The organism is Acinetobacter lwoffii, assembly GCF_052078135.1.
Lineage (GTDB): Bacteria > Pseudomonadota > Gammaproteobacteria > Pseudomonadales > Moraxellaceae > Acinetobacter > Acinetobacter lwoffii_Z.
Genome location: NZ_JBQGUZ010000027.1, coordinates 19,639 through 33,937, shown reverse-complemented (window position 1 = coordinate 33,937; position 14,299 = coordinate 19,639). Strand labels below are relative to the sequence as shown.

Here is a 14,299-nt window from a genome sequence, read left to right as displayed (position 1 = left end):
GATATGACAAGCTCAAAAGAAATTATCAAAGTTCTGTTGCTTTAGCCTGTATATTTTTATGGCTACCTTTATAGGGTTAATTATGAACAGTAAATGTCAACAGACCCTAAAAAGATTAGGACTTATTTTAGGAAACAGTGATAGGTCTGAAATTCATCATCCTTGATAAATCCCATAGATTCGTACAATTTATGCGATTGATAATTGTTTTTTTGGGTTTCCAAGGTAATTCTTAAGGCCTGTTCATGTTTGGCAAATAAAATCGCGGTATCAATCAGTTGTTTGGCTGCGCCCTGACGCCGAAAAACCGGCGTGATATAAACATCATCCAGAATATAATAAGTCGAGCAGGCCACCGAAGAAAAACCCAGATACAGGATAATAAAGCCGGTAAAGGTATCATCTTTGGTATTGATAAAAATGACGGTCTGCCCATCTTCAAAACGCTGTTTTAAAAATTGGTAAGAGAGTTCAGGATTGGAAGACGTACCATAAAACTGTCGATATTCATCAAATAATACCGCCAGCTGATTCAGGTCTGCTGACTGGGCGCGTCGTACGAGCATTGCATACTCCAGCTAATTTTTTATTGATAATCAGCATCAAGCATAGCGAAGTTTGGGAGTGGCAGGCTTTAGAAATTGTTCGGAAATGCAACAATGTTAAATTTTGTCGCTTTCACCCAAAATGGCATTTAGTTCTTCAAATAAATCAAGATGATCATCATCCAACTGGATATCCTGATCATCCAGCAGATTCAGGGCAGAACTGGAAAGCGCATTTTGCTCGGTTTTCGCTTCATTTTGTTTTAGCTTGCGCAGGCGAATCAGTTGTTCTAGGTTGATATTCTGGTTTTCAATCGAGAAGGGGATCGATTTGGTAATCACCACTTGCTTGAAAAAAAGACGCACGGCCTGAGCTGGCGTAATCCCCAATTGCTTAAATACCGCAAAGGCTTGTTTCTTCTCTTGCGAGTCCAAGCGAATTTGATAAACTTCAGTTTTTCTCATAATATTTTTAAAGCTTTAAATTACTTAACTTTTCGCCTTTATTCTAATCAATTACGTTTGAAATTCAATCTTAAAGCGACCGATTTTAGAAAATAATCTGTAATGACAAGCGATTTACAGTGTCAATTCAAGTTGCGAGCTGAAATTCATGCTTTTCTGCGTGATCGGATCGATGAATTGAATATGTTTGGCCAATAAACTTAAAGGTGCATAAAAATCATCTTCCGCCTTGTGCGCTACCTGTGGATAAAAGGGATCATGACGGATCGGAATACCCAGATGATTCAAGTGCACCCGTAATTGGTGCTGTTTGCCAGTATGCGGTTTCAACTCATATTTAGCCCATTCTGTATTATGTTCCAGCAGGTCAATCGCCGTCTCGCTATTTGGCGTTCCGTCTAGCACGTGCATGATATAAAAAGGCTGTCCCTTTTCCATTCTTAATCGCGTGATCAATGGAAATTTTAAATCAGGATGATAGGCCGCAATCGCATGATAGGTTTTTTGTACCTGCCGTGTAGCAAACATCTGCTGATATAGGCCACGTGATTCCACGCATTTGGAAATCAGGACCACACCTGCCGTTTCACGATCTAGCCGGTGAATGGGTGTTAAATGTTCATTGCCGGTCTGCTTTTTAAGCCGAACCAATAGCGTTTCCTGCACATATTGTCCGGTCGGGCTCATAGTCAAAAAATGCGGTTTATCGACCACCATGAAATGCTCATTTTCAAATAAAATCTGATGTTGAAAAGGAACATGCACTTCATGTGCCAAAAAGCGATAATAGAAACAGTGGCTATTGGCCTGAAATGGACTTTCTGTGCTTAATTGATTGCCTTGGGCATCGTAGACCAGACCCTCGTTGAAACGGGATTGCCATTCATCTGCTGCGATATGCGCAAATTGCGTGCATAAATAAGCAAAAACTGTCAGAGGCGCATCCGGACTGGCTGGCAAAAACACTTTACTGGCACTGACCCCATTCAGCATAGGCGGGTTAAAATCAACTGTTGATTGCATGGCAGGCAGATTAACCTCTTAAGGAACAGATGCTGTGAAAAAATACAGTTTCTCACACAGGTGAATAGGCTTTTAAAGCGTGGCGATGCTATCATATTTATTCTTTTGCATCATGTCGTGAGTAATATGCCTTATTCATTTAATGTCACTTTAAATCATGAAGACGATACCCAGAAACTGGCCAAGGTTCTGGCGGAAAATTTCCCTGCGGGGGTCGTGTATCTGATTGGTGACCTGGGGGCAGGGAAAACGACCTTAACGCGTTATTATTTGCAACAGCTGGGTCATCAAGGTTCAGTGAAAAGTCCAACGTATACACTGGTCGAACCCTATCAAATTAATGGTCAGGATATTTTTCATTTTGACTTGTATCGTCTGAATGATCCGTATGAACTGGAACTGATGGGCATCCGGGATTACCTGGAAACACCGAGTGCGCTATTTTTATTTGAATGGCCATCTAAAGGTGGTGATGAAATTCCGCAAGCTGACCTGATTATTGAAATTTTAAAATCTGAAGATGAACTTACCCGTACTGCAAGCCTGATTTCATCGAATCTTGCTTTACGAGAGGCTCTGGAGCGTCAATTTTCACATGTCGAATGATTTAAGTCTGCGCCGTATTCGTGCCCTTGATCCTGCACTTGCCAACCAGATTGCCGCAGGTGAGGTGATTGAACGTCCGGCTTCTGTGGTCAAGGAGTTACTGGAAAACTCGATTGATGCGGGGGCGACAGAGCTGATCATTCGGGTCGAACAGGGCGGCAGTACTTTAATTGAAATCATCGACAATGGACGCGGAATTCATCATGAGGATTTACCGCTGGCCGTGATGCGTCATGCCACCAGCAAAATCCAGAGTGCTGATGAGCTGTATGCGATTAGCAGTCTGGGCTTTCGTGGCGAAGCACTGGCGTCGATAGCAGCGGTTTCACGCCTGACCATGATCAGCAGTCAAAGTGACGAGGGCATCGGTTATCAGGTCGAAGTCAATGGCACGGCTTTTGATCATCAGGAAATTCAAGCGGTCGCGGCTTCAAAAGGGACGCATATTCGGGTTCAGGATTTGTTTTTTAATGTGCCTGCACGACGTAAATTCCTGAAAAAACCGGGCACTGAATTTGGTCATATCGAAGAAATTGTGCGCCGTATGGCACTGACGCATTTTGATATCCGTTTTGTGCTAGAACATAATGAAAGCATCAAACTGAATTTACCCGTGGCGGATAGCGGCGCTTTGCGTTTTCAGCGGGTACAGCAATTGCTTGGCCGCCAGTTTACTGAAAATGCCTACTGGATGGATGCAGACAGTATCAACATGCATTTGTCTGGCTGGCTTGGTCATCCTTCGGATGCGCGTTCACAGGCAGATCTGCAATATGTCTATGTGAATGGCCGGATTGTCAAAGACAAAACCATTTCTCATGCCTTGCGGATGGCCTATGACGGCATCTTGCATGGACATCAGCATGCGGCTTATTTACTGTTTTTGGAAGTTGATCCAGAAAATGTGGATGTAAACGTCCATCCGACCAAGCATGAAATTCGCTTCCTGAATCAACGAGAAGTACATGAGTTCGTACGGCATTATGCCAAAGAAACGTTGGCACAATTCCAGACCGCAACTGCAGATTTAGCCGAGGCAATGAAACAGGATGAGCAGCCTGGCTTGACGGCCCCGCAACCGCGTTATCAGGAACAGTTCAGCCTGCATCAGACTGCGCATTCTCAGCCACAGGTGGTGAGAACGACATCTGCCTTAAGTGAAAATGAAACTTCAGATGTGCTGACCGATTTTGCATCTTCAGGTCCACAAACAGTGCATTATTCCCAAGATTACCGTAAATCTTATTCTGGTTCACAGCAGCTGAATAATGCCTTGCAAAGTTATTTAGCACCGCTCAGAGAAAGTTCGGAAACCGAAATATTCAGCCCTGAGCAGTCTTTTCAGACACATGTAAACACTAAAGTGGATGAGCATCCATTGGGCATTGCTATTTCCCAGTTACATGGCATTTATATTCTGGCGCAAAATACCGAAGGTCTGATTATTGTGGATATGCATGCGGCGCATGAACGTATTGTTTTGCAGCAAATGAAATCAGCCTGGGATAAACCTGAATTCTGGACGTCACAGCAACTACTGATTCCAAAGGTCGTAAACATTAGCCGGATGCAGGCGATGCGGGTAGAAGAGCTGAAAGAGCAACTCGCACGTTTGGGTCTGGAAATTGATCAGTATGGTGATGAGCAGGTGATTGTGCGCGGCGTCCCCGCTATTCTACACAAGGCCGATTTTGATGCCTTGATTCCTGAATTATTGAATGATTTAGATCCGGGTGATCAGGCACAAAGTCTATTGCAGAAGCGTGACCAGATTCTGGCAGGCATGGCCTGTCATGGTGCAGTGCGAGCGCATCGTATTTTAAGCCTGTCGGAAATGAATGCTTTATTACGTCAGATGGAACAAACCGAATTTGCCAGTCAATGTAATCATGGCCGCCCGACTTGGCGCGCCTTTCCATTGGCTCAACTAGATAAACTTTTTGGTCGAGGAGAGTAGTTTTACATGTCCAATCAATTGCCGGTCATCAATTTAATGGGGCCAACTGCAAGTGGTAAAACCGCTTTGGCATGTGAACTGTATGAGCAAGGGGGATTTGAGCTGATTTCGGTCGATTCTGCACTGGTTTATCGGGAAATGGACATTGGTACAGCCAAACCTTCTAAAGAGGAACTGGCGCGCTATCCGCATCATCTGATTGATATTATCAGTCCACTTGAAGTGTATTCTGCAGCCAACTTTGTCGAAGATGCTTGCTGCCTGATTGATGATATTCATGCGCGTGGTAAAACCCCGATTCTGGTCGGTGGCACCATGCTGTATTTTAAGGCCTTGCTTGAAGGTTTGTCAGATAACCTACCAAGTGCAGACTATGCTATCCGGGCAGAGATTGAAGCCAAGGGTGAGCAGGAGGGCTGGGAAGCGGTTTATGCAGAATTATGTGCAGTCGATCCGATTGCCGGTGAAAAATTCAAGGTTAGCGACAAGCAGCGCATTATTCGAGCCTTGGAAGTTTTTAAATTGACTGGTGAGCCGATTACAAAACTACAGGCAGAACAACCTAAAAACTTACCATATCGTTACAGTTTCCATAATTATGCACTTATGCCAGATCGGTTAGAATTACATGGGCGTATTGAACAACGTCTGGAAATTATGTGGAAAAGCGGTTTTTTAAATGAAGTTGTGAATTTAATTGAAAAATACGATTTTAATGAAAATTTACCTTCCATGCGTTCAGTGGGTTATCGTCAGGCTATAGAATTCTTAAAAAATGCTGATAAAACCAAGGAAAAGCAACGGGAAATGGAGGATAAATCTTTATTTGCGACACGACAACTTGCAAAACGTCAATATACGTGGTTAAGGTCTTTGCAAGAAAAGCATAAATTTACAACATATTTTACGCTACAGCAGGCTCAAGAAGACTTGCGAAACTGTCACGGATAAAGCAAAATTTAGGGACTATCTTTTTTATAATTTTTAATTGAAAAATAGAGATAGTTTTTGCGCTGATTTTTAATTTTTTTTGGAGTTATAACATGTCTAAAGGTCAAACTTTACAAGATCCATTCTTGAATTCTCTCCGTAAGGAACGTATCCCAGTATCTATCTTCCTGGTAAACGGTATTAAATTACAAGGTCATATCGAATCTTTTGACCAATACGTGGTTTTATTAAAAAATACAGTAAGCCAAATGGTTTATAAGCATGCAATTTCAACTGTAGTACCTGCACGTAATCCACGTCCTGCTGGCGCGCCTGCTAGTCCACAAGGTGCGGGCTTCGGTGGTCAAGGTGCTGCAGGTGGCTTTGGTGGCGGTCAAGGTGCTGGCGGCTTCGGTGGTCAAGGTGGTTTTGGCGGTCAAGGCGGCGGCTTCGGTGGTCAAGGTGGCTTCGGTGGTCAAGGTGGCTTCGGCGGTCAAGGCGGCTTCGGTGGTCAAGGTGCCGGCTTCGGTGGTCAAGGTGGCTTCGGTGGTCAAGGTGCTGGCTTTGGTGGTCAAGGCACTGGTTTTGACAACGACACTAAATTTGAAGACTCTTCAGACGATGAAAACAATCGTTAATCGAGTTTGAAAATTAAAAAACCTCTCTATATGAGAGGTTTTTTTATATCTGTACGTTTTAAGTTTTTTAAATAAAAAGCCAACGAGATGTCGTTGGCTTTTTAGGATTATGGTAAGGCTTAACGGTTACGTTTAGGATCCAGTTGAAGATCTTTGATTTCTACATAAGCATTATTGCGCGTTTCACGTAACCAGCTATCTAATTCGGCATCAAATTGACGTTCACCGAGCAATTGGCGAGCCATACGTTCCTGATATTCCTGTGTCATATCTTGTTGGCGTGTTTCACTCACTTGCAGAATATGCCAGCCAAACTGGGATTGAAATGGTTTACTGAACTGACCTACTGGGGTGCTTTTCATCTGCTGTTCAAATTCAGGTACCATTACCCCTGGGCTAACCCAGCCAAGACTTCCACCATCACGAGCCGAGCCAGTATCATTGGAGAACGTTGAAGCTAAAACAGTAAAATCTTCACCTTGTTTGAGGCGGTTATACAGACTATCAATCATTTGTTTGGCATTTTCAGGACTGACCACTTCAGACGGTTGAATCAGAATGTGTCGTGTTAAATATTGAGGAACAAGGGCTTTCTGTTCGCCACCTTTACGTTCCAAGAGCTTCAGAACATGTACACCATCAGCGACAGGAATCAGTTCAGAAGTTTGACCTGGTTGCAGGGTAGTCACGCGTGCAGCCAGTTCTGCTGGAATTTCTGACAGGTTTCTCACACCCATATCAGCAGCTTCGACTTTAACGCCGCCAGTGCTGTACTTTTTGCCGATCGCCTGAATGTCATTGCTGCTATTTAATTCTTGCTTTACCTGTGTTGCAATTTGTTCAGCATTTTCACCGCTTACCCGTAAATGCAGTACATGGACCTGACTGCCAAGCAAAGCTTGACCTTGCGGGGTATTTAGGAAGTTTTTAACATCTTGATCTGTAATTTGAATACGTGAAGTCACGATTTGTTGACGTAAACGATTCAGTGCTAAATCTTCAGCAATACGGTTGCGTAAAGAAGCATAGGTATTCGGCGCCATGGCATCCAGTTTCTGCTGGAATGCTTCCAGACTCGGTGAACCAGAATCACGGGCAACTTTCAGGACGGCTTCATTTAAAGCTTTTTCATCTGGACGAATATTATAACGTTTAACTTGTTCAAGCTGTGCCTGACGAATAATCAGTTGCTCTAAAGCTTGTTGCTCAAGATATTGTTGTGGTGGAACTGCCTTTTTCTGTTTTTGCAGCTGATGTGAAATTTCGGCTACACCTTGAGCCAGATCACTACGCAGAATAATACTATTGTCGACTACAGCTACAACTTCATCTTTAGGTTGGGCAACAGCAAAAGTCGTCATCGCTGATGAAAGGCATAGCGCAAGTGCGGTTGCTTTAAAAATTTGTTTTAACTGTTTTGTCTTCATTAACGTTCTGTCCAAGTTTGATTGATATTGTTAAAACCTAGAATACGATTTTCTAGTAATGAGGTAAGTTTGCTGCTTAACCCACCTAAGCCTTTCAGGCTGACTTCGGCCATAATAGCGCGTTTGGCTTTGACGTTTGAATCATTAACGTCATCTAAGTCATTGTAATATGAGCGACCATAAACAGAAACTCCCCAACAGCATGACTCATAGTTCACGCCAAGTAAATATTCCCGTGCGACACTATTATCCAGGTCAAATTGCGCATGTCCAACCAGACGCCAGTTGTTGGCAATCGGCTGGATAAATGAACCCACGATCTGGTCATAGTTGTCCTGACGGTTCGGAATATCTTTACGATAAAAATAGCCTAAGTTATAAAGATTGCCTTGATCACCGGTATAATAAACCTGCAAATCTCGTTGGGCATTCGATCCATTCGACATCCAGCTTGAGTTCAGATTAACGTGAACATTATTTGACAGCTGGCTGGTCAGTTGAATTACAGGGCCAGTATGACTTTCACGGTCGAATTCATCTGCATCATTTTCCAACGTTACACGGCGATCTTCAAAGAAAAAGCTCTGTCCAACGCTGGCACGCAGGCGCTCCAGACCTTCTTCATTAAATAGGCTATAGCTCAGACCTAAGGAGGCAAAGTTATTGTCTTCCAGGCGGTCATTACCATAAAAGCGACGCGCACTGAAAAGTTGATCATAATTAATCGAAGCGACGACTGAATCAAAGTTTGGCTGATTCTGCTGGTTCTCATAAGGTGAATACGCATAGAACAGACGAGGCGTTAAGGTCTGTAGATACGTACCTTCTTTTTCAAAAATTAAGCCGGTGTCCAGCGTGAATTGTGGCACCACAATTGAATTATTTTCACTAGACGCGCTACGGCTTTGGGTTTTTTCATCATAGAAAGTATTGATGTTGCGTACAGTCGCCTGAGGAATGAAGAATGACCACGGGGTAAAATGATTATAACGCACGGAAAAGTCATTATAGATCCGTGTACCACTCGGTTGATATACCTTCTCACCCGTTGGATCAGTATCAGCGAAATTTCTCAGATCCTTCTGGAAATATGCTGTGTCGTTATTAAACTCAAGCTGTAATCCCAATGGATTGCCAGTTTTGTAATTGACTAAAAGCTGCGGCAGACGTGCATAAGGACGATCTTCATCCAGTACGGTTGGATCTAGGGTCTGGAAATCTTCGACTTTGAATTGTGCCTTTAAGCCAGGAATACCATTTTTATAATTGACTTCCCAGGCACGGCGTAAGTTCAGGTCAGTTTTAGAGTTCGGGTTATTATCCAGATCGGCAAAGTAATCTTTGTCTGAAGCGTAGTTATATTCAAGGTTGGTTGATAGTTGATTATTGATCTGCCAGTTATGTAAGAAATGCAGGCTTTTACGGTCTTCATCGCTATAGCTTTCATCGGAAGGTAAATAACCTCCCCAAATACGGCCTTCACCATAATTTTCAGTCAGATAGCGAAACTCACCGTCTAACATCGTACCACGATCGCCAATATAACGCGGCGTAATCGTCGCATCATATTGCGGCGCTAAATTCAGGTAAACCGGAACACCCAGTTCCAGACCACCATCATTGGTAAAGCCAAATGTCGGCGTCAGAATACCGGTAGTGCGGCGGTCATCAATCGGGAAGTTGAAATAGGGAACTGCCAAGACCGGAACATCTTTAACATATAGCTTGGTATTGCGGGTTTCACCACGTCCAGTTTCCTGGTTCAGCTTGATCTTTTCTGCCTGGATTTTCCAAGTTGGTTTTTGCTCAGGTGGACAGGTGGTATAGCTCGCATTTTCCAGTTCTACCGTCTCGGTCGAGGTTCTGGCGATCTTTTCTGCCCGACCATGCGCATGTTGCTGCTCGGCAATATAGAAGCTGTTATTTAGGTCGCCTTCTTGGGTCTTTAAATTATAATTAATATCATCACTTTGTGAGAGCAGGCCACCCTGAGCAAGTTGTACCCGACCTTCTGCTTTGGCATAGGTCTGGGTTTGATCAATGGTTACGCGTTCAGCACGAATCTGGCGACCTTGCTGGTCAATGATGACATTGCCTTCTAAATAAGAGTCACCTGCTGGATTGTAGTGTCCATAATCTGCAGTAATGGTGGATGTAGCCTGATCTGGCGCAACGGTTGCTGCATCTGGGGCAATCGGGGTCACCCAGGTGCCTTCACAATAAGCCGAACTTAAGTATTTTTCCTGCCGCTGCTGTGCTTCAGCTGAGGATTTGTCGACATAGTATTGCGAAAAGAATGCTTCACCTGGATAGGTCTCATTTATGCGCTGTTTGAGTTGTTCTGCATTTACATCGGACGAGACATTTGATGCAGCATAGCCGGAGGCTGAGCTGCCACATAAAAGGGTTAAGATCGCAGTCGCTAGAGGATTTATTTTAAAGTGATGCTTCATTTGTCTCATTAACCAATCATGCTTTTATCGCAATTAATTATTGTCGCATCATAGAGAAAAAGTTGATAAGTAGCTACACTTAGCACTTTAAAAACTCAGCCTGTATTAGAATTAATTGCAAATGAATACACAACGCGAACAATTGATACAATCTTGGATTGCCTCTGTACTCGGTTCAGATCAATTTGAAACTCATTTTTTAGCAGGTGATGCCAGCTTCCGTCGTTATGCACGAATCAAACTGAATAATAAAACATTTATGCTGATGGATGCACCACCAGAAAAAGAAGATTGTGTGCCTTTTGTGACGATAGATGAGTTTTTTGATGCACATGGCGTGCGTGTTCCGCATATCGTGGCAAAAGACTTGGAAAATGGCTTTTTACTGCTCGAAGACTTTGGTGATGTATTGCTGTCGAATCTGCTGAATGACGAGACTGTAGATGCCTATTATGAACAAAGTTTTAAACAGCTCATTCAGCTGCAATCGATTGCTGAAGAAGGGCATTTCCCAGCATATTCTTATGAAAAACTGATCTCAGAAATGGAATTGCTGACTGACTGGATGCTGCCAGCGTTAAAGGTTCAACTGACTGAATCAGAAAGCGCCTTGATCAAACGCACTTTTGCGATTTTGGCGAATGCCGCATTGGCACAGCCACAGGTGATCGTGCATCGGGATTTCCATAGTCGTAACTTGATGAAAATCGACAATGAAACCGAACTCGGTGTGATTGATTTTCAGGATGCTGTGATTGGTGCAGATACTTATGACTTGATCTCGATTACCCGCGATGCCTATGTGCAGTGGAATGCCGACCGTGTGTATCGCTGGTTCAAAAATTTCTATGAGTTATTGCCAACATCTGCTAAAGAAGGCCGTGACTTTGAACAGTTTAAAAAAGATGCCGACATGATGGCGATTCAGCGTCATATCAAGATCCTCGGTATTTTTGTGCGCCTATTTGAACGTGATGGCAAGTCGGGTTATCTCAAAGATTTACCACGTGTGATGTGGTATCTGCTCGAGGAATCAAAAGCTTATACTGAACTTCAGCCATTCATGCAGTTTATGCGTGACCGAGTCATGCCAGCCTTTGAAGCTAAATATGGGTCATATGAGGTGGCTGCCTAAATGAAAGCGATGATTTTGGCCGCAGGACTCGGTAATCGTATGCGGCCGCTAACGCTGCATACGCCAAAGCCTTTGCTGGAAGTTGGGGGCAAGCCCTTAATTGTCTGGCATATAGAGAAACTGGCTGCGATCGGTGTTACTGAAATTGTCATCAATACGGCTTGGCTCGGTGAAAAACTCGCAGAAGCTTTGGGCGATGGTTCACGATTTGGCATTAACATCCTTTGGTCACATGAGGGTGAAGGTCTGGAAACCGCTGGTGGAATCATTAATGCCTTGCCGCTACTCGGTGATGAACCTTTTATTCTGTTAAATGGTGATGTCTGGACCACGATGGATTTTGCACCTTTACTGGATATTGATCTAAAGGATAATTTGGCGCATCTCGTACTTGTGCAGAACCCTGAACAACACCCAGAGGGTGATTTCACGCTTGCAGAAGGTAAAGCTTATACCTTTGATCAGCAAGTCGGAGGTGAGAACCTGACTTTTAGTGGTGTATCCGTACTTGATCCGAAGATGTTCCAAGGCTTAGAGACTGGCAAGCGTCCTTTAGCGCCATTGCTAAAAGCGGCAATGCAGAATCAGCAGGTTGCCGCTTCTAAATTGGTAGGCATTTGGGTTGATGTGGGAACCCCGGAGCGTTTAACGGCACTGGATACAGCGATCCATGAAGGGAAGTTTGCTTAAGTGAATATTCGCTAAGCACTGCCTACTGTGCCAATATAGAGAAAACGGTATACTTCCACCTAACTTTTTCGAGCGTAGATTGTTTATGCACATGTTTTTTCAAGAACTAAAGCAGGGTAGCCAGGCTTTGGGTTTAGAGCTATCTGATGAAGCTTTAAATTTATTACTCAAGTATCAGGATGCTTTGGTGTTGTGGAACAAAGCATACAATTTGACTGCAATCCGTGATCCTAAAGAAATGCTGGTCAAGCATCTGCTCGACAGTTTAAGTATTTTAAAGGACTTGCCTGTAGGCAGACTGCTGGATATCGGTACAGGTGGCGGTATGCCGGGCATGATCATTGCTTTATGTCAGCCTGAGCGTGAATGTGTATTACTGGATTCTAACGGTAAAAAAATTCGTTTCCTCAAGCAGTTTATTGCTGACTTAAAACTTAAAAATGTTATTGCCGTGCAAACGCGTGTAGAAAACGAAGACAGCATCAATGAGCTGGGTCAATTTGATGTGATTACCAGTCGTGCCTTTGCATCATTAACAGACTTTGTCGATGCTTCTAAGCCATATATGCACGAACAAACGATTATTGCCTCAATGAAAGGCTTAATTCCTGAAGATGAAGTTGCTACTTTAAAAAATGAATTTAGTTGTGAGATTATTGAACTTAAAGTTCCGCGCTTAGACGAACAGCGTCATTTACTTCTATTAAAACGTATTTAAGATTTTTAAAGGGATTGGGGGCAACATGGCACAAATTATTGCGATTGCAAACCAAAAAGGTGGTGTAGGTAAAACCACAACCGCAGTAAATTTGGCGGCATCTTTAGCTGTGTTAAAAAAACGTGTTTTGCTGGTCGATATGGATTCGCAAGGTAATGCGACCATGGGGTCTGGCATTCAGAAGAATGACCTGCTGTATTCGGTTACCGATGTGTTGCTGGGTGAAGTGCCGATTGAAACGGCGATATCTAAGGCGGAAGTCGGTTACAAGGTACTTGGGGCAAACCGTGATCTGGCTGGGGTTGAGTTGGCGATTGCAGAGCAGGAAGGGCGCGAGTTCATTTTACGGGATGCATTGCAGGAAATTGAATCCTCATTTGATTATATTATTGTTGATTGTGCACCGAGTCTTAGCCTGATTACTGTCAATGCTTTGGCAGCCGTGGATGGTGTGCTGATTCCAATGCAGTGTGAATATTATGCACTGGAAGGTCTGGCGGATTTAACCCAAACCATCGATCGGATTCAGCAAGCATTGAATCCGGACCTGCAAATTGTCGGTGTATTACGCACCATGTACGATGCACGTAATGCCTTAACCCGTGATGTCTCTGAAGAATTAGAACAATATTTCGGTAAAAAACTGTATGAAACCGTAATTCCACGAAATATTCGTCTGGCTGAAGCGCCAGCACACGGTTTGCCGGTGATTTATTTTGAAAAAAGCTCAAAGGGTGCAGTTGCTTACTTAAATCTGGCAGCTGAAGTATTAAAGAAAAGCAAAGTGAAAAAAGGAAGTAAAGCATGACCGTCAAGAAACGTGGACTCGCCAAAGGTCGTGGCTTGGATGCCTTGCTAGGCTCAATTCAAAAAGAAAAATTACAACTCGAAGCTCAAGGTCTTGACCATGGTCAGCTAAAACAGATCGATGTGAACTTGCTCAAGCGCGGTGAATATCAGCCGCGCCGTTATATTAACGAGCAGGATTTGCAGGAACTGGCGGCATCGATTGAAAAGCATGGCATCATGCAGCCCATCGTGATCCGTCCGGTTGACGATGAACGCTATCCATACGAGATTATTGCGGGTGAACGTCGATGGCGTGCTGCACAGCTGGCGGGTTTGACCGAGGTTCCTGCGATTGTACGTGATCTGAATGATCAGGTTGCGATTGCACTGGCCTTGATTGAAAACATCCAGCGTCAGGATCTGAATCCGATTGATCAGGCGATGGCTCTGCAACGTTTCCATGAAGAATTTGGCTTAAGCCATCAGGAAATTGCAGATACCGTGGGTAAAGCGCGTACGACAGTGAGTAACCTACTTCGCCTGCTTAGCCTGGCAGAAGAAGTGAAAGACTTTATGCAGCAGGGTTTGCTGGATATGGGGCATGCACGTGCGATCTTAACCTTAAAAGCTAAAGATCAGCTCAAAGTTGCAGATATCGTAATTGAAAAAAGTCTGTCTGTTCGTCAAACCGAGCAGTTAGTCCGTGATTTCAATACACCTAAACAAGAAAAAGTAAAAGAAGCTGTAGCACCGGATATTCAGCAATTGACTCAGCGCCTTTCAGAGCGTTTCAGTGCAGATGTTAAAATTGACTATAACAAGCAAGGTAAAGGGAAACTGGTTATTAGCTATCACTCTTTAGAAGAGCTGGATGGCATTCTTTCTATTTTAGAAGATGAATAATTTATATATTTTTTTATTGG

14 protein-coding genes and 1 pseudogene are annotated in these 14,299 nt (G+C 43.6%); 10 read left to right on the top strand and 5 right to left on the bottom strand.

Annotation, left to right across the window (positions count from 1 at the left end; genetic code table 11):
* Nucleotides 1–93 (top strand): annotated as a pseudogene (locus ACTL4S_RS14415) (IS5/IS1182 family transposase); the annotation flags it as partial.
* A gap of 29 nt (nucleotides 94–122) precedes the next feature.
* On the opposite strand, the gene ACTL4S_RS14410 reads toward ACTL4S_RS14415, so the two are convergent.
* The 3 genes from ACTL4S_RS14410 to ACTL4S_RS14400 form a co-directional block, all read right to left on the bottom strand.
* Nucleotides 123–566, bottom strand: coding sequence for a GNAT family N-acetyltransferase (locus ACTL4S_RS14410; protein ID WP_004278907.1), 444 nt, complete (start codon nucleotides 564–566; stop codon nucleotides 123–125).
* A gap of 96 nt (nucleotides 567–662) precedes the next feature.
* Nucleotides 663–1,010 carry a type II toxin-antitoxin system RelB/DinJ family antitoxin gene (locus ACTL4S_RS14405; protein WP_114542513.1) on the bottom strand — a complete coding sequence of 116 codons (348 nt, stop codon included), beginning with the start codon at nucleotides 1,008–1,010 and terminating at the stop codon, nucleotides 663–665.
* 114 nt (nucleotides 1,011–1,124) lie between these two features.
* Nucleotides 1,125–2,033 (bottom strand): pseudouridine synthase, encoded by a 909-nt coding sequence (locus tag ACTL4S_RS14400; protein WP_441299573.1) that lies wholly within the window; start codon nucleotides 2,031–2,033, stop codon nucleotides 1,125–1,127.
* 126 nt (nucleotides 2,034–2,159) lie between these two features.
* On the opposite strand from ACTL4S_RS14400, the gene tsaE reads away from it, so the two are divergent.
* The 4 genes from tsaE (at nucleotide 2,160) to hfq (ending at nucleotide 6,164) form a co-directional block, all read left to right on the top strand.
* Nucleotides 2,160–2,639, top strand: coding sequence for a tRNA (adenosine(37)-N6)-threonylcarbamoyltransferase complex ATPase subunit type 1 TsaE (gene tsaE, locus ACTL4S_RS14395; protein ID WP_243474577.1), 480 nt, complete (start codon nucleotides 2,160–2,162; stop codon nucleotides 2,637–2,639).
* Nucleotides 2,629–4,596, top strand: a complete 1,968-nt coding sequence (gene mutL, locus ACTL4S_RS14390) for a DNA mismatch repair endonuclease MutL (RefSeq protein ID WP_441299572.1) — start codon at nucleotides 2,629–2,631, stop codon at nucleotides 4,594–4,596. The genes tsaE and mutL overlap by 11 nt, the downstream gene beginning before the upstream one ends.
* Nucleotides 4,597–4,602: 6 nt before the next feature.
* A complete protein-coding gene (gene miaA / locus ACTL4S_RS14385; protein WP_441299571.1) occupies nucleotides 4,603–5,547 on the top strand; it encodes a tRNA (adenosine(37)-N6)-dimethylallyltransferase MiaA in 945 nt (314 codons plus the stop codon).
* 92 nt (nucleotides 5,548–5,639) lie between these two features.
* A complete protein-coding gene (hfq, locus tag ACTL4S_RS14380) occupies nucleotides 5,640–6,164 on the top strand; it encodes an RNA chaperone Hfq (RefSeq protein ID WP_441299570.1) in 525 nt (174 codons plus the stop codon).
* A gap of 119 nt (nucleotides 6,165–6,283) precedes the next feature.
* Here the strand turns inward: hfq and ACTL4S_RS14375 are convergent, their stop codons facing one another.
* Nucleotides 6,284–7,591 carry a peptidylprolyl isomerase gene (locus tag ACTL4S_RS14375; protein WP_441299569.1) on the bottom strand — a complete coding sequence of 436 codons (1,308 nt, stop codon included), beginning with the start codon at nucleotides 7,589–7,591 and terminating at the stop codon, nucleotides 6,284–6,286.
* Entirely contained in the window at nucleotides 7,591–10,044 is a 2,454-nt protein-coding gene (locus ACTL4S_RS14370; protein WP_441299568.1) for an LPS-assembly protein LptD, read from the bottom strand. Before ACTL4S_RS14370 ends, ACTL4S_RS14375 begins: the two co-directional genes overlap by 1 nt.
* Nucleotides 10,045–10,165: 121 nt before the next feature.
* Between ACTL4S_RS14370 and ACTL4S_RS14365 the strand changes: the two genes are divergently transcribed.
* The 5 genes from ACTL4S_RS14365 (at nucleotide 10,166) to ACTL4S_RS14345 (ending at nucleotide 14,279) form a co-directional block, all read left to right on the top strand.
* Nucleotides 10,166–11,179, top strand: coding sequence for an aminoglycoside phosphotransferase family protein (locus tag ACTL4S_RS14365; RefSeq protein WP_180086918.1), 1,014 nt, complete (start codon nucleotides 10,166–10,168; stop codon nucleotides 11,177–11,179).
* Entirely contained in the window at nucleotides 11,180–11,869 is a 690-nt protein-coding gene (gene murU / locus ACTL4S_RS14360) for an N-acetylmuramate alpha-1-phosphate uridylyltransferase MurU (protein ID WP_312584444.1), read from the top strand.
* Nucleotides 11,870–11,954: 85 nt separating this feature from the next.
* Nucleotides 11,955–12,587, top strand: a complete 633-nt coding sequence (gene rsmG, locus ACTL4S_RS14355) for a 16S rRNA (guanine(527)-N(7))-methyltransferase RsmG (protein WP_004278890.1) — start codon at nucleotides 11,955–11,957, stop codon at nucleotides 12,585–12,587.
* Nucleotides 12,588–12,612: 25 nt separating this feature from the next.
* Entirely contained in the window at nucleotides 12,613–13,395 is a 783-nt protein-coding gene (locus ACTL4S_RS14350) for a ParA family protein (RefSeq protein WP_004278889.1), read from the top strand.
* A complete protein-coding gene (locus ACTL4S_RS14345; RefSeq protein WP_004731487.1) occupies nucleotides 13,392–14,279 on the top strand; it encodes a ParB/RepB/Spo0J family partition protein in 888 nt (295 codons plus the stop codon). Before ACTL4S_RS14350 ends, ACTL4S_RS14345 begins: the two co-directional genes overlap by 4 nt.
* Nucleotides 14,280–14,299 lie beyond the last annotated feature (20 nt).